The sequence below is a fragment of the Paenibacillus xylaniclasticus genome (assembly GCF_004001065.1).
Lineage (GTDB): Bacteria > Bacillota > Bacilli > Paenibacillales > Paenibacillaceae > Paenibacillus_T > Paenibacillus_T xylaniclasticus.
Window position 1 is genome coordinate 341,247 of record NZ_BIML01000004.1, and the last position, 15,379, is coordinate 356,625.

A 15,379-nucleotide genomic window follows, 5' to 3' on the forward strand; every position below is an offset into this window, starting at 1 on the left:
TTGTGATCGGAGGAATCATCATGAGAGGAAGGCTGGCTCCATCATTGGACCGAGCGTATATTTTAAATATGCTGGATAAGCTGCTTCGGACGCCAAGCCCGAGCGGCTTCTGTATGGCGGTCATGGAGCTTGTGACAGAAGAGGCTGCAAAGCTTGGGTATTCAGTCGAACGAACGCCCAAAGGCAATGGTATAATCGTCATTCCAGGAGCTTCTGAAGTGGATCCGATCGGATTAACGGCTCATGTCGACACGCTTGGTGCGATGGTTCGTTCGATTCATGCAGACGGAACGATCCGGTTTACTCCGATCGGCGGCTATGCTATGCATACGGTTGAAGGCGAATATTGCTTGGTTCACACTCGCAGCGGCCGAAAGGTGGAAGGTACCGTCCTGTCGACGAAGACGTCGGTTCATGTGTACCCGGATGCCCGTGATTGGAAGCGAGAGGAAGCAAATATGTGCATCCGTCTTGATGAATTGACCTCGTCGAAGGAAGAGACCGAGAAGCTGGGCAGTGCGCCGGGTGACTTTATTTCTTGGGACCCTCGCGTTCGGATGCTCGATAACGGTTGGATTAAATCACGTCATCTCGACGATAAGGCGAGTGTTGCAGCGCTGTTCGGTATATTGGAATGGCTGAAGCGGGAAGGTCGGACGCCGTCGCGTAACGTGACCATCATCTTATCCACGTACGAAGAGGTTGGTCATGGCAACGCCTACGTGCCGGATGACATAACGGAATTAATTGCAGTCGATATGGGGGCAATCGGCGATGATCTGTCGGCGACGGAGAAGGATGTGTCCATCTGCGCGAAGGATTCGTCCGGGCCATACGACTACGGGATGACGACGAGGCTGATCGACCTTGCCAAGCGAGAAGGACTGCCATATGCGGTCGACATCTACCCCTACTACGGCTCTGATGCATCTGCAGCGCTCCGTGCCGGCAGCAACATCCGGGCTGCATTGATCGGACCGGGCGTACACGCGTCCCATGGAATGGAGCGGACGCATATCGATGCGATCGTCAATACGGCGGCGCTGCTGCTTGCTTACATGATGGAATAGGGAACCGGGCCAAAAGAAACCCGCGATTGCAGTGCTTCGTATGAACGAAAGCTGTAATCGCGGGTTTCTGGTCTGACATAGAAAGGATCGTGTTATGCGTTGACCTGCTGTTGGCGTTGAATTTGAATCCGCAGTTCATTTCGCTCCGACTCCGTAAGCTTGGGACAAGAGTAGCACTTGACCCCATTCTCCCGCCTGTCGTAAAAGCAGCAGGACGATTTCATCATCATTCGGCTGTTAGGCGTTGGATCATAGGGGTTATCGATATAATGCGGCTGATGGACAAACGGGCTGCGGCGCAATCCGAATACTTCGGCAGGCACTCCCTCGGTGATGGCACGGAACCCGAGCTCGAATGCTTCGATTACTGATGGTTGAGGAACATAGGTTTGAACATATTCTCTCACGTAAGCTATAATGCCGCCGAATTGCTGCCAGATCGCCTGCGGTTTCATACCGGACGCATTCGCAATGGACGACACGGCAGGCTTAACAGTCTGCTCGATATATTGGGTAAAATATTGACCTAACCATTCAAAGGTGTTGTCGGCTGGAGGCTCCGTCGTAAGCACTTGCTCGATTCTATAGCCGATGTGAGCGTAATTGTCATGCTGCTCGACCTGGAACGTTAAGTTCGGCAACGATAGATCGAGCACGACGCCATGCTGTGCGATCATGATGAGCTGTAATGCGCACAAATTGCAAATCGACCTACCGATGAATGAGGCAGGCAGTTCATGACCCAGAGCATGCAATAACCGTCCCGCTTGTTCACAAGCATGTCTTGCCTGCTCTGCATCAAGCAATTGCTCGGCCTTCATTTCGAATGAAGGATGTAAAGCGCCGGTGGGCGATGTATGGAAGTAGAGCTCTGCTAATGAGAAATCGAGTTCACGCGTCATAATAACTGCCTCCGAGATTTTATAATTTGAGCTTGATTAATTGAGGCTGCTCAGTATGCTTTGTGCTCATCAGGGCAAGAAATAATCTGATTATAAAGACCGTTAACACGAGGTGTCAACAGCAGCCGATCATACTGTTATCCGAATCCTTGCGCGGTTATAATGAATGTACAATCGTATGAAAGTTAGGTGTGATGGTGTGAACGAACGGATAAAACAGTTAGTCGGCTTAATGGAACAGCAATCGCTGCGGGCGGCTGTTATAACAGATCCGAAGCATGTGTATTATTTGAGCGGATTCCGTAGCGATCCGCATGAGCGGCTGCTTGCCCTTATTATATGCGCGGACGGACAATCTAAGCTGCTTGTGCCGGAGCTGGACAGAGCAGGAGCCGAAGCGGCTGCTGTTGTTGATGCCATTGAGTCTCATCGTGATACGGATGACGCGTATATGATATTAGTGCGGATGCTCGGAGCGGATGCCAACGGGGTAATCGGTGTAGAGAAGGATAAGTTATCCGTTACTCAATATGAGCGAATAACGGCTATGCTGCCAGGCTCGGTCCTGGCTAGCGTAGACCAAATTCTTCTGATGATGCGCGCTGTCAAAAACGCTGACGAAATCGCTCGAATTCGTCATGCGGTAAGGCTGGTTGAGCAAGTGCTGCAAGAGACATTGCCGCTTGTTAAAGTCGGGGTAACTGAGCTGGAGCTTGCCGCAGATATCGACTACCGGATGCGCCGGATCGGCGCGGACGGACCGTCGTTCGATACGACCGTTCTGGCTGGAGAGAAGTCGGCGCTGCCGCATGGAACGCCGGGCACGCGTAAGATTCGCTCTGGTGAACTGCTCTTGTTCGATTTGGGTGTCTATGCCGATGGATACGTGTCCGACATTACCCGAACCTTCGCAATAGGTGAATTATCTGACGAGCTGAAGAATGTATATGAGACGGTGCTCAGAGCGAACGAGCTTGGCATTGCTGCCCTTCAGACTGGCGTTCCGATGTCTCAAGCGGACATTGCAGCACGACAGTATATCGAAAGCAAAGGCTACGGAGCGCAGTTCACGCATCGGCTCGGACACGGCATTGGGCTTGATATTCACGAATATCCGTCGCTGCATGCAGGCAACCATGATGTACTGCAGGCGGGCATGACGGTTACGGTAGAACCTGGTATTTACCTCCCGGGTATCGGCGGTGTAAGAATTGAAGATGATGTATGGATTACCGCTGGAGGACCGGTGACACTGACCACTTTTCCGAAGCAATTTACCATTCTGGCAGACTAGTAACATGACAACCGCTTATCGTTTAGCTGGTAAGCGGTTAATTGCTTGCGGCCTAGCAGTTGCCAGATTCGCCAACTCGTATTATGCTGATGACGACGATTAAGCTGCTTGGGGAGAGAAAGATCGATGAACAGTAAGCATCCATATTTTGATGTGAAGATTGATTTGTACAGAGATTGGCTGAATACGGTGAAGGAAGTGTTTCGCGGCTCCGGTGTTGAACTGCCAGAAGCGGTAACGGACGATGAGCTTGCTCTTGCATATTTTGAGCAGACGGCGAAGTCTGTTGAGGAAGCGGAGCGGCAAAGCGTCGATAACGAGCAGCGGCTGTACGCCATCCAACAGAAAATTATCGAGCGGCTGGACGATGTGATCGTACCGGATATTCGGAAGCGCACCGGATATGAGGGTAATCAGTTTCACTTCCAATGGGTGTATCAGCAAGGAGAGCATATCGTTGAGCATCACTCGAAATATCGAATCCCTCTATAGTATGAGAAAAGGTTGGGCCGCTCGGAAGAGAAGCTCAACCTTTTGTTCGATTATGAAGCTTAGCATGATGCATCGCATTTGTATGACCGGCCGTCAAACGAAGCAAACGCTGCTTAATTGGGCTAAACCGCTGTGAAGTGTAAATGCCGGAATGCCATGATGCAGCATAAGCGATTACACATCCGAGCAGTAGATAGCCAGCAGCGTCGAATCCGAACAGCTCGATGCCCATAATGGTACAGGCAATCGGAGTATTCGCTGCTCCGCTGAAGACACTCACAAGCCCCATGCCAGCTAAGAACGGAACCGAGATGTGGAGCAGACCGGCTAATGCGCTGCCAAGTGTTGAACCGATGACGAACAGCGGCGTAACCTCTCCGCCTTGAAACCCTGCGCCTAATGTGACGGAGGTGAACAACGTTTTAAGTGCGAATACGGCCGGTGATACGGCCTCGGTGAACGATTGCTCCAGCAAAGGAAGTCCAAGTCCGATATAATCTCTCGTTCCGACGATATAGACAAGCGCAATAATTACGGTTCCTCCGGCGAATGACCGCATTGCAGCATGGGGAACGATATAAGCGAACCACTTCTTTAAGTTATGAGTTAGTTCGCTAAAGAGCATCGCAGCTAATCCGAACAATAGTCCAGCTAGGGCGACTTGAGCAAGCAGCAGCCAGGAGAAATCCGGGACAGCACCAATTGCATAATGGGAATGCTTTATTCCCCATGCCGTCGTGACCCAATCGCCGAAATATGCGGATATGATGCAGGGCAGCAGGGCGGCATAACGGGCAATGCCTCCAGCCGCTAATATTTCAACACCGAACAATGCGCCGGCGGCCGGAGTTCCGAACACGGAGCCGAAGCCGGCGCTAATCCCGCACATAAGTAAAGCACTCCGTTCTCTAGCGCTGAGGCGCAATCGCCGTCCAATGAGTTCGGATAAACTTCCGCCCATCTGAATGGCGGTGCCTTCACGTCCAGCCGATCCGCCGAGCAGATGGGTTGTCCAAGTGCCTATTAGGACGAGCGGGGCCATACGAAGCGGAACGACGACATGTGTACCGCCTCCGTAAGCTTGATCGATAATTAGATTGTTTCCTTTGGCTGCTTCACCACCATATTGAGCATAGAGCCAGCTGATAAGTGCACCGCCGACGGGAAGCAGCCATAGCAGCCACGTATGGTTCATCCTTGCGTCCGTTACGGTGGACAAACCATACAGGAATAGAGCTGAGGCGGAGCCAGCACAAGCACCAACCGCAAGACTTAGCAGCAGCCATTTGCCCATCAGTATCCAAGAAGGTTTTGGTTGTTTCAAGGTGCAAATTCCCCTTTATAAATCCAATAATAAAAAACTTCTATATAGTATAGCATGATTTTTTAGATTGACGAGTGAATAGGACGGGGTGTAAAATGTTTCGCATGCGAATTATTTGTATGGTAACGATTAGCACAATTACGAAAGGAGAGGAGGCAGCGTCTTGAACAGTCAGAGCCGTCTGACGGAATTGTTTGCATCGTTGCGCGAAGTTAACAGAGCCTTCTATAGCCAGATCGATCACAATCTAGAGCAGCTTGGTGTGACTGCTGTGCAGTATATGGTGCTGAAAGTGTTACATAATAACCCTAGAATCGGATTGTCCGAATTGTCGGAGCTTATTTTGACCACGAACAGTACGACAAGCGGCGTAGTTGACCGAATGGTCAAGGCCGGATGGGTTTCTCGCAAACGATCGGACACCGATCGGAGGTCGGTCATCCTGATGTTGACGCAGGAAGGTGAAGCACTAAGAGAAAAAGCGTATGCGATCAGGCTTCGACAATCGGAGCCGCTGCTCGAAATGCCGGAATCGGATCATGCGGAGCTGATACGGATTCATCGCAACATTGTGAACATCTTACAGAAAGCAAAAGAGGGATATAAACATGAGTAATGCTGCAGCACCGCTCAAACGAGCACCAATCGTTGCCTCGTTAATTATTGCAGCGTTTGTTGCGTTACTGGCACAGACGCTGTTGAACGTAGCGCTTCCGTCGATTGAGAAAGATCTTAACATTAGCCATAACACGGTACAGTGGCTGGTAACGGGCTACATGCTCGTGAATGGTATACTGATACCAATTAGCGCCTATCTGATTGATCGGTTTACGACTAGAACATTATTTATTGTTGCAGTCGCTTTGTTTACGATTGGTACGTTTATGGACGCGGTCGCCCACGGCTTTGAGCTGCTGTTGGCTGGACGTATTGTTCAAGCGGCCGGAGCAGGTATTCTAATGCCGCTAATGTCCATCGTATTCCTAACGATTTTCCCCGTAGAAGAACGCGGTAAAGCAATGGGTATGATGGGGCTGGCGATGATTTTTGCTCCGGCCGTCGGCCCGACCTTGTCCGGCTGGATCGTCGAGCATCACTCGTGGCGTGTTCTGTTCTACATTTTGCTGCCGCTTGCGCTGTTCAGCTTGATTTATGGCGCATACGCGATGAAGAACGTTACGCGCAATTCGAAGCCGAGCTTGGATTATTTGGCCGTTGTTTTGTCTACGCTCGGTTTTGGCGGCTTGCTGTACGGCTTCAGTGATGCAGGTACAGACGGCTGGGACAATCCGCGAGTGTATACAAGCTTAATTATAGGCGCGATAGCGCTCATTTTGTTCGTATGGCGCGAGCTTGTTGTAGACAAGCCGATTCTCGAAATGCGTGTTTTCAGGTACGATATGTACTCGCTGACGACTGTTATCAACGTTATCGTGACGATGGCGATGTTCTCGGGCATGATTTTGCTTCCAATCTATCTACAAAATATTCGCGGCTTTACGCCGGTTGAATCCGGTCTACTGCTGCTCCCTGGTGCAATACTAATGGGCATTATGTCGCCAATTACCGGGATGATTTTCGATAAAATCGGCGCACGTTGGCTGTCCGTTATCGGTCTTCTCATAACCGTATATACGACATATGAGTTTACTACTTTGACGAGCGAAACGACCTATACGTTCATGATGGTTATGTATTCGATTCGTATGTTCGGGATGTCGATGCTTATGATGCCAATTCAGACGGCCGGCATGAACCAGTTGCCTCGTTCGCTGAACGCTCACGGCTCGGCGATGTCGCAGACGCTTCGTAACGTGGCAGGTGCTCTCGGTACAGCCTTCCTTGTCACCGTAATGACGAACAAAGCGGCTGACGAGACGAAGCATCTTATCGCAACGCAAGGTATTAATCCGGAGGATCAGGCGGCGATGGCAGGTGTTATACAAGAAGCAACAATTTATGGCATTAACCAATCATTCATCGTTGCAACCTGGATGACCGTTGCTGCGCTCGTGCTTGCATTCTTCATTCGCAAGGTGAAGCCTCATGAGGAGCCAGCTCCGCAAGTTCAGCCAGCCAAAAGCTAATAAATGATCGCAAAAAGCTGTCTCTCAAGTCAATATATTTGACCTGGAAGACAGCTTTTTTCATGTTAGCCCAATTATGCGTGCTATAATCGTATCATGTATGTATTGGCTTTCGGGGAGGAATCTGTATGATTCTGGATGTGGAAGTGCGGGATACGCTAATGAGTCGGCTGAACGATATTCAGCGGCATTATTTGACCGATGTGCTTGTGCGAGGAAGACGAACCGCATTCGCGAATGCAATGGCAAGACAGAAAGGGCATTATATTCCTGACCATACAGACGTAGCGCAGGTCGAGCAGCTGCTCGACGACTGGATCTATACCGGCTACATCGACGCTGGCAAGGTGACGCCGGAGCTGCGCTGTGAATGCGGTCGGCCGTTACGATATCAGCATCAGGTGGAGCATAAAGTGACGGGTCATCGTAAGCATTTCGGCATTGAGCATCTCAAGGAGCATCTGTCCATCGATGCTGCAGCCGTTGCAGCGATTAAGAAGGGCTTTGATGCCGTCGACTACGAGCTGGATGAGCTGCTCGTGAAGATAAGCAGCGGCTGGTCCATCGATCCAGAGCTGCTGCAGCTTGATCCGCTTCCGGACGATATAAGGAAGCATCTGGAGCTTGAGCTGCCTCTGCTGGACAAGCAGATTAGCCGTCTTCGCCAAATGCATGCTGCTGCAACTGCAGCTAGCCGTAACTATAGACAATCAGCGGTACATGAGCGGAAGCCTGTCATGATGTTGGACACAGCGGAAGAGACGTTCGATCTGTTCGATTGGCAGCAGCATATCGTGGAGGAGCCAGCAGGTGAGGAGCCGTCATCTTTTGAGCTTGACTATAAGTATCACAGCAAAGTAAAAGCGTATTTGCAAAGCGGCATTCAAAGTGCGAGAGTGATATGTGAGCTGTTAATCGAGGAGCATGGCGCTAGCAGTCGCCGTTTTCTGACTGGCAAGCCGAAGCTCTACATGGGCGTTTGCTTATTTATCGAATCGCTTAATGGCTATAAGCTGCTAAGTATGTCATCAGAAGACAGAAATTATGGAAGGATTCAAGCGTAAAAGGGAGCTTTTTTTCTTATCTTCAACCGGAATAATAGAATCAAAATAATTCCAAATTTATATTGACGGTCGGTTAGCACCGTGCTAATATCGTAATAGCCTATCGACATTGTCGGAATAATAATTGTATCGTACCTAATCGACCGGATAACCGGAGGCGGGCTGCAGTGATGCAGCCAATGTCTCCGGTTATTTTTGTATAGGTATGAATAAGAAGGGAGCCTATTTATGGAATATCGGAAATTTGGCCGTACAGGCTTAAAGGTGTCGGCTGTAAGCCTCGGAACGATGGCATTCGGCCGTTGGATAGACGAACAAGCCTCATCGCTCATTCTTGATGCGGCGCTTGATTATGGAATTAATCTGGTTGATACCGCGAATGTATATGGTGAAGGCGCTTCGGAAGATATATTGGGTAACCTGTTGAAATCCCGTCGGCATAACATAGTATTGGCGACTAAGGTACATGGCAAGGTCGGCGAGGGACCGAATGACGGTGGACAAAGCCGCTACCATATATTCCGGGCGGTTGAGGATAGCCTGCGCCGACTAAAGACTGACTATATTGATTTGTATCAAGTGCACCGTTTCGATCCGAATACGCCGCTGGAGGAAACGCTGCGTGCGCTCGACGACCTCGTTCGCCAAGGGAAGGTTCGCTATATCGGTGCGTCCAATTTCGCTGCGTGGCAGCTGGCCAAAGCTCACGGCATCAGCGCCCAGCGCGGCCTGGAACGCTTCGAGAGCTTGCAGCCGGAATACAGCCTAATTTCAAGAGAGATTGAGAGTGAAATTATTCCGTTCGCTCAATCGGAGCAAGTTGGCGTAATCGTCTACAGTCCGCTGGGCCGGGGCGTACTATCCGGTAAATATAAAGAGGGCGAAGCGCCTCCAGCAGGCTCAAGGCTGGCTAAAGGTGAGCCTCGTCTGGAGCAGCTGTTGAAGAAGAATGCGATCGCAGTCGCAGAGGCGATTAAGCCGCTTGCCGATCAGCAAGGACTGACCTCTGCGCAATATGCTCTATCTTGGGTATTAAGCCGGCCGGGCATTACGTCGGCTATTCTAGGCGCTTCGAAGCTTGAGCATATTACGGAGGCGGCCAAAGCATGGAACGTACGTCTAAGTGAAGAAGCTCTGAAGCAAGCAGATGAAGCAACAGAGCGAGTGCGAGTGAGCGATAAAGTACGATTATAAGAGTGTAGATCTCTACCCTGCCAAGGAAGATATCGTAGATAACCCTATTGATATCTTCTTTTTTTATTACATCAATCGGAGGGTGCACATATGGCAAGCGTCAGCATTAAACATCTATATAAACGATATGGCAAAGAAAAGCAAGCAGTTGTGCAGGATTTCGATCTTGAAATTATGGATAAAGAATTTATCGTCTTCGTCGGTCCTTCCGGCTGTGGTAAATCAACGACGCTTCGAATGATTGCGGGACTGGAGGATATTACGGAGGGTGAAATCTATATAGGCGAACAGCTGGTGAACAAGCTGCCGCCGAAAGATCGGGATATCTCAATGGTATTCCAAAATTATGCGCTCTACCCGAACCTGTCCGTCTATGAGAACATCGCCTTCGGGCTTCGAATGCGTAAGCTGCCGAAGCATGAGATTGATCTGGCCGTGAAGCAAGCGAGCCGAATTCTTGAGATTGAGCAGTATCTTCATCGGAAGCCGAAGGATTTGTCCGGCGGGCAGCGCCAACGCGTTGCTCTTGGTAGGGCAATTGTACGTAATCCGAAGCTGTTCCTAATGGACGAGCCGTTGTCAAACCTCGACGCCAAGCTTCGTTCGACGATGCGGATGGAAATTACGAAGCTGCATAAACGGCTTGGTACGACGTTCATCTTCGTAACGCACGATCAGGTAGAGGCAATGACGATGGCAGATCGGATCGTCGTAATGAAAGGCGGCGTCATTCAGCAGTGCGATATGCCGGAGGTCGTGTATTCGAAGCCGGCTAATCTGTTCGTTGCAGGATTTATCGGCTCTCCACAAATTAATTTGATCGAGGGCAAGATCGAAGAGAATGCGCTCGGTCATCTTGAGTTTAGAACGAATCGTCTACAGCTTAAGATCCATGAGACAACAGAGGCTGTGTTACGGCGAAATAACCAAGTAAATAGGTCCGTCATACTTGGGATTAGACCGGAGCACATCAAGCTCGAAGGATTATATTCGGAGACTGTTATTACTGGTATTTATAAAGATAACGAGCTTATGGGAGCCGATCGGTTTCTATATTTAGACATTGGGCAAGAGAAGCCGTTAGTCGTTCGAGTAGAGCCAGAAAATATATTCAAGGAAGACGAGAAGCTTAAGGTGGAGCTGGACTTGTCGAAAGCCCACTTTTTTCACAAGGAAACAGGCAACCGTTTGGCGGAATGACCGGTTGCGCGCAGCAAGGGAGGTGATTTTGTTAGATGAAGAACAGAAAGCTGCAAGTGGCATGGGTCATGTTAGGAGCTGCCGCTGTCGCGCTGCTGTCGTCCTGCGGGAATCATTCTACATTGGAAGCAAGCTCGTTGCCTTCCGTAGACGGACAGTTGTTCAAGAAGCTGGACGATGGGCTTGCTTTTGAGGTAGATCGCTATTACGGAGCTGTGCTCGCTGACTGGAAGGAGCAAGCAATTCCGGCAGCGCATTCGACGATTAAGGTACGTGGAGCGTCGCCTGCTCAGGTCTCAAATTCTGAAGAGATTCAAGAAGGCAGCTATGAAGGAAAGGACAACGTTCTGCTGTGGCAGACGAAGGATGTAGGCTGGGTCGAGTACGAGTTTGAAGTATCAGAAGACGCCTTGTACGAAATACAGGTGTTCTATAATCCGATCAAAGAAACGGGGAGCAAGCGGCCGGTGCAATGGGACGTGCTGATCGATGGGGAGCGTCCGTTCCGTGAAGCATCGACAGCGTCGCTGTACCGGACGTGGAAGGATGTTCGTCCGATCGTGACCAATTCCGACGGTGACCAAATTCGTCCGCGATCAGTCGATGTGTCCACTTGGAGCAAGAAGCCGTTAATCGATTCGGGCGGCGCTTACGACCATCCGCTGCAATGGCATTTGACGCCGGGTAAACATACGATTCGGCTCATTGGCTATGACCCGGTTGCGATCGACAGTCTGATTTTGCAGACACCTCAGCAAATTCCTTCCTATGAGGAAGTGCGAGAGCAATATGAAGCTGTACCTGCGATTGAAGGCGATCCGATTACGATCGAAGCCGAGCAGTTTACGTGGAAGAACGATACGGCAATTAAGCTATTCTCGGACAAAGATGATCGCACAGTGCCGCGTTATACGGGGCGTATCATTTATAACACGGTTGGCGGCCAGCGCTGGCTGGAGCAAAACCAAGAAATTACATGGACGTTCGAGGTGCCGGAAACAGGCTTGTATAAGCTGGCATTTCGAGCTCTGCAAAATACGATTGCACAGAAAACATCTTTTCGTACGATCAAAATTGACGGACAAGTTCCGTTCGAGCCGTTCCAAGCTTATGGTTTTCCGTATTCGGCATCATGGCAGGGTATTGAGCTGAAGGATCGATCAGGAACGCCATATCTTGTGAAGCTGGAGAAGGGAGAGCATACGCTGTCGCTAGCGGTGACGCAGTCGCCGGTCAAACCGATTATCGTCGATATCGAGAAGCTGCTGGCGCATCTGGATGCCATTGACTGGGATCTTCGCATGGTAACGGGCAATAAAGCGAACAGTAAACGGACATTAGACCGTAATCGTACCTGGAATATGGATCAGGACTTTCCGGGTATGACGGATAAAATATCTGTCGCCGCTGAAGCGATGGAACAGCTAGCGGTCCGCGCAGAACAGACGAACGGGAAGAAGGATTCGATTAGCCAAGGGCTGCATTCATCCGCGAAGGACTTGAGATCACTGCTTCGCAAACCGGAAGAAATTCCGTACAATATCGATCAAATTTCCTCGATGCGAGAAAAGCTGGCGACGTTTATGGATTCGTTATCGAAGCAAGCGCTGCAGTTGGATGAGCTGTTCATCGTCCCGGAGAAGACGTCTTTTCCGAGCATGGTGGCAGATGTATTCGACCGTATGTGGGGGACCGTTCAAAACTTCGGCTACTCCTTCGATACGAGAGACAGCTTGAAAGAGATGGATAAGCGGAAGCTGAACATCTGGGTACAGCGCGGCCGAGACTATGTGGATCAGCTACAGCAGCTCGCTGACGAATCGTTCACGCCGGAGACAGGGATTGAAGTGAAGGTTAATTTACTTCCGAATCCCGAGCTGCTGCTCATGTCGAACGCTGCAGGTGTACAGCCGGATGTTGCGCTCGGGCTGACGCAGGATTTGCCGGTCGATTATGCGATTCGCGGGACGCTGGTCGATCTGTCCAAGCAGGACGGGTTCGATAAGCTGTATTCGAGCTACAGCCCAGGCTCATGGCTGCCGCTCTATTACAATGGCGGTTATTATGGTGTGCCGGAGACGCAGTCGTTCCAAGTGCTTTATTACCGGAAGGATTTGCTGCACAGATTGAAACTGAACGTTCCCGAAACGTGGGACGATGTCTATGAGATGCTGCCGACGCTGCAGCAGAATGATATGAATTTCTATGTGAATCCGAAGGAATATGCGACGTACTTCTACCAACACGGCGTCGAATTTTATGAGCCGGGCGGCCTTAAGACCGGGCTCGATACGCCGGAAGCATATCAATCGTTCAAGCAATGGACGAATCTGTTCAATACGTACGCGCTTGAGCGGGAGGTGCCGAGCTTTTACCAGCACTTCCGCGACGGCTCGATGCCAATTGGTATATCGGACTACAACATGTACGTCCAGCTGTCAGCGGCGGCGCCGGAGCTTAACGGTCGATGGGGGATTGCATTGCTGCCAGGCGTAAAGCAGCAGGACGGCACGATCGTCCGTTGGGCAGGTGGAGGACAGCGAACGGGCGTTATTTTTCAAAAGTCTGAGAAGCAAGAGGAAGCGTGGAAGTTTCTACAGTGGTGGCTCTCTACCGATGTGCAGACCCAATACGGCTCGGATTTAGAAGCGATGAACGGAGTTGCGTTCCGCTGGAATACCTCCAATATAGAAGCGTTCAACAACCTGCCATGGAAAAGAGAGGATGCCGCTATCATTCTCGAGCAGTGGAAATGGTATAAAGATATACCGAACGTACCTGGAGGCTATTTCTTGGAGCGTGAATTGAACAATGCGTGGCAGCGTTCAGTCGTTCAGACTGCTAACTACATGTCTTCGCTGGAGGAAGCGGTGCGCGATATCGAACGCGAGCTGCTCCGCAAGCAGCAGGAGTTTGGCTTCGCAGACAAGAACGGCCATTCGATCAAGCCGCTCGACATTCCGATCGTTGATCAACCTTGGGAGGGAGGCGGCCGGAATGATAAGTAAAATATGGTCATGCCGTATTACGTATCTGTTTATCGCGCCATTCTTGATCTGTTTCATGCTGTTTATCGTTATTCCGATCGTCGCTGCGATTTGCTTAAGCTTTACTTATTATAATGGGATTGAGAAGCCCAAGTTTATTGGCTGGAGCAATTTTCAATATTTGATCTCGCAGGACATGCTGTTTTTAAAATACGCTCTGCCGAATACGTTCAAATTCGCCATCATCGTCGGTCCCGGGGGATATGCTGCGGCATTTCTTCTCGCTTGGCTCATTTCTCGGCTGAGGGGCAGCTATCGCAAATGGGTGGCGCTGGCGATGTATACCCCTTCGCTGACGATCGGTACCGCGATGACGATCATTTGGCTGCCGTTATTATCAGGGGATCGGATCGGTTACTTAAACAGCTTCTTGCTCAAGAGCGGCTTCATCGACGTACCGAAGCTGTGGGTGACGAAGCCGGAGCTGCTCATGAATTCAATGATCGTTGTTACGCTCTGGTCGAGCATGGGGGTCGGGTTCCTCGCCATGCTGGCCGGTATATTAAATGTAGATAAAACCTTGTATGAAGCGGGAAGAATTGACGGCATTCGTAACCATCTGCAGGAGCTGTGGTACATTACGATCCCGTCGCTGAAGCCGCAAATGCTGTTCGGCGCCGTTATGGCGATTGTAACGACGTTCAAGACGGGGGCAATTGGGGTTGAGCTGTCGGGACAGAACCCGACGCCGCAATATGCGGGCCATCTGATTGTGAACCATATTAACGACTATGGCTTCATTCGGTTCGAGATGGGGTATGCCGCAACGATTTCCGTCTTCCTTCTAATATTTATGTATTTTGCGAACAAGCTTAGCTGGAGTTTGTTCGGCTCGAAGGAGGAGTAGCTTCTGAGAACGTCTGGACTTGCGGCTAGAATCTGCTTCAATACGTTCATGCTTACCATCTCAGTGCTGATGATACTGCCGATTATTTATATTTTTAATAATGCGTTCAAGCCGTATCACGAGCTGTTCGTGTATCCGCCGACGTTCTTCGTCCGCGAACCGAGCTTGCAAAACGTGGTGGAGCTGATGCTCGTCACGTCGAATTCAATCGTACCGATCTCGCGCTATTTGTTCAACAGCGTCTTCGTTGCGATGCTTAGCGTCGTCGGCGTGACAATCGTTAGTGTGCTGTGTGCATACCCGCTCTCGAAGCATGATTTTCCAGGCAAAAAATTTCTGTTTTCTTCCATTATTCTTATGCTTATGTTTACTCCGGAGGTCATCCAAATTCCGCGTTATTTGGTCGTCAGTAGTCTAGGCATTCTAAATACGTATTGGGGGCATTTGCTTCCGGCGCTCGCGCTGCCGGTCGGCGTCTTCCTGCTAAAGCAGTTCATAGATCAAATCCCGGATTCGCTCTTGGAGGCCTCTCGGATCGATGGAGCGAACGAAGTGATCGTTCTTGTTCGTATTGTAATTCCAATGAGTATGCCGGCCATTGCTACTGTGGCTATTCTCGCGTTCCAGAATGCATGGGGTAATATCGACACTTCTGCTTTGTTCATGCAGGACGACGAGATGAAGACGTTCCCGTTCTTCCTCACGACCTTAACGAGCAATCTGGCAAACAACGTTGCTAGACAAGGGGCGGCTGCAGTAGCTGCACTTATTCTGCTCGTGCCGAACTTAATTTTCTTCGTCATTCTGCAAAGTAAGGTTATCTCGACGATGGCTCATTCCGGCATTAAATAACTTTAA

Annotated in this window: 13 protein-coding genes; 11 read left to right on the plus strand and 2 right to left on the minus strand. The window is 50.2% G+C overall.

Annotation, left to right across the window (positions count from 1 at the left end):
- The first annotated feature begins 20 nt into the window (after positions 1 to 20).
- Entirely contained in the window at positions 21 to 1,070 is a 1,050-nt protein-coding gene (locus PXY01_RS07045; protein ID WP_127568676.1) for a M42 family metallopeptidase, read from the plus strand.
- Between the two features lie 92 nt (positions 1,071 to 1,162).
- Here the strand turns inward: PXY01_RS07045 and PXY01_RS07050 are convergent, their stop codons facing one another.
- On the minus strand, positions 1,163 to 1,972 hold the full coding sequence (locus PXY01_RS07050; RefSeq protein WP_127568678.1) for a (2Fe-2S)-binding protein: 810 nt from the start codon (positions 1,970 to 1,972) through the stop codon (positions 1,163 to 1,165).
- 199 nt (positions 1,973 to 2,171) lie between these two features.
- Here PXY01_RS07050 and PXY01_RS07055 point away from each other — a divergent pair, with 199 nt between their 5' ends.
- Together PXY01_RS07055 and PXY01_RS07060 are read left to right on the plus strand one after the other, a co-directional pair.
- Complete coding sequence (locus PXY01_RS07055) at positions 2,172 to 3,266, plus strand: M24 family metallopeptidase (RefSeq protein ID WP_174721806.1); 1,095 nt, start codon at positions 2,172 to 2,174, stop codon at positions 3,264 to 3,266.
- Between the two features lie 126 nt (positions 3,267 to 3,392).
- Complete coding sequence (locus PXY01_RS07060) at positions 3,393 to 3,758, plus strand: hypothetical protein (RefSeq protein ID WP_127568682.1); 366 nt, start codon at positions 3,393 to 3,395, stop codon at positions 3,756 to 3,758.
- Between the two features lie 34 nt (positions 3,759 to 3,792).
- Here the strand turns inward: PXY01_RS07060 and PXY01_RS07065 are convergent, their stop codons facing one another.
- Entirely contained in the window at positions 3,793 to 5,082 is a 1,290-nt protein-coding gene (locus tag PXY01_RS07065) for a voltage-gated chloride channel family protein (protein ID WP_246027821.1), read from the minus strand.
- A gap of 163 nt (positions 5,083 to 5,245) precedes the next feature.
- Here PXY01_RS07065 and PXY01_RS07070 point away from each other — a divergent pair, with 163 nt between their 5' ends.
- The 8 genes from PXY01_RS07070 to PXY01_RS07105 all read left to right on the plus strand — a co-directional run bounded on the left by PXY01_RS07070 (position 5,246) and on the right by PXY01_RS07105 (position 15,373).
- The gene (locus tag PXY01_RS07070) at positions 5,246 to 5,698 is read left to right on the plus strand and encodes a MarR family winged helix-turn-helix transcriptional regulator (protein ID WP_127568683.1); all 453 of its coding nucleotides are present in this window, start codon (positions 5,246 to 5,248) and stop codon (positions 5,696 to 5,698) included.
- The gene (locus tag PXY01_RS07075) at positions 5,691 to 7,169 is read left to right on the plus strand and encodes a DHA2 family efflux MFS transporter permease subunit (RefSeq protein ID WP_127568685.1); all 1,479 of its coding nucleotides are present in this window, start codon (positions 5,691 to 5,693) and stop codon (positions 7,167 to 7,169) included. Before PXY01_RS07070 ends, PXY01_RS07075 begins: the two co-directional genes overlap by 8 nt.
- 128 nt (positions 7,170 to 7,297) lie before the next feature.
- Positions 7,298 to 8,233 (plus strand): DUF3895 domain-containing protein, encoded by a 936-nt coding sequence (locus PXY01_RS07080; protein WP_127568687.1) that lies wholly within the window; start codon positions 7,298 to 7,300, stop codon positions 8,231 to 8,233.
- Positions 8,234 to 8,461: 228 nt separating this feature from the next.
- Complete coding sequence (locus tag PXY01_RS07085; RefSeq protein WP_127568689.1) at positions 8,462 to 9,427, plus strand: aldo/keto reductase; 966 nt, start codon at positions 8,462 to 8,464, stop codon at positions 9,425 to 9,427.
- A gap of 90 nt (positions 9,428 to 9,517) precedes the next feature.
- Positions 9,518 to 10,627 (plus strand): ABC transporter ATP-binding protein, encoded by a 1,110-nt coding sequence (locus tag PXY01_RS07090; protein WP_127568691.1) that lies wholly within the window; start codon positions 9,518 to 9,520, stop codon positions 10,625 to 10,627.
- Between the two features lie 35 nt (positions 10,628 to 10,662).
- Entirely contained in the window at positions 10,663 to 13,635 is a 2,973-nt protein-coding gene (locus tag PXY01_RS07095; RefSeq protein ID WP_127568693.1) for an extracellular solute-binding protein, read from the plus strand.
- Entirely contained in the window at positions 13,625 to 14,521 is an 897-nt protein-coding gene (locus PXY01_RS07100) for a carbohydrate ABC transporter permease (RefSeq protein WP_127568695.1), read from the plus strand. The genes PXY01_RS07095 and PXY01_RS07100 overlap by 11 nt, the downstream gene beginning before the upstream one ends.
- A gap of 48 nt (positions 14,522 to 14,569) precedes the next feature.
- The gene (locus tag PXY01_RS07105; protein WP_127568697.1) at positions 14,570 to 15,373 is read left to right on the plus strand and encodes a carbohydrate ABC transporter permease; all 804 of its coding nucleotides are present in this window, start codon (positions 14,570 to 14,572) and stop codon (positions 15,371 to 15,373) included.
- The last annotated feature ends 6 nt before the right edge of the window (positions 15,374 to 15,379 follow it).

Excerpts from the sequence above, each read along its gene's own strand:
- PXY01_RS07045 (WP_127568676.1), top strand. The coding sequence starts at position 21 with ATGAGAGGAAGGCTGGCTCCATCATTGGACCGAGCGTATATTTTAAAT.
- PXY01_RS07050 (WP_127568678.1), bottom strand. The coding sequence starts at position 1,972 with ATGACGCGTGAACTCGATTTCTCATTAGCAGAGCTCTACTTCCATACA.
- PXY01_RS07060 (WP_127568682.1), top strand. The coding sequence starts at position 3,393 with ATGAACAGTAAGCATCCATATTTTGATGTGAAGATTGATTTGTACAGA.
- PXY01_RS07075 (WP_127568685.1), top strand. The coding sequence starts at position 5,691 with ATGAGTAATGCTGCAGCACCGCTCAAACGAGCACCAATCGTTGCCTCG.
- PXY01_RS07080 (WP_127568687.1), top strand. The coding sequence starts at position 7,298 with ATGATTCTGGATGTGGAAGTGCGGGATACGCTAATGAGTCGGCTGAAC.
- PXY01_RS07085 (WP_127568689.1), top strand. The coding sequence starts at position 8,462 with ATGGAATATCGGAAATTTGGCCGTACAGGCTTAAAGGTGTCGGCTGTA.
- PXY01_RS07090 (WP_127568691.1), top strand. The coding sequence starts at position 9,518 with ATGGCAAGCGTCAGCATTAAACATCTATATAAACGATATGGCAAAGAA.
- PXY01_RS07095 (WP_127568693.1), top strand. The coding sequence starts at position 10,663 with ATGAAGAACAGAAAGCTGCAAGTGGCATGGGTCATGTTAGGAGCTGCC.
- PXY01_RS07100 (WP_127568695.1), top strand. The coding sequence starts at position 13,625 with ATGATAAGTAAAATATGGTCATGCCGTATTACGTATCTGTTTATCGCG.
- PXY01_RS07105 (WP_127568697.1), top strand. The coding sequence starts at position 14,570 with ATGCTTACCATCTCAGTGCTGATGATACTGCCGATTATTTATATTTTT.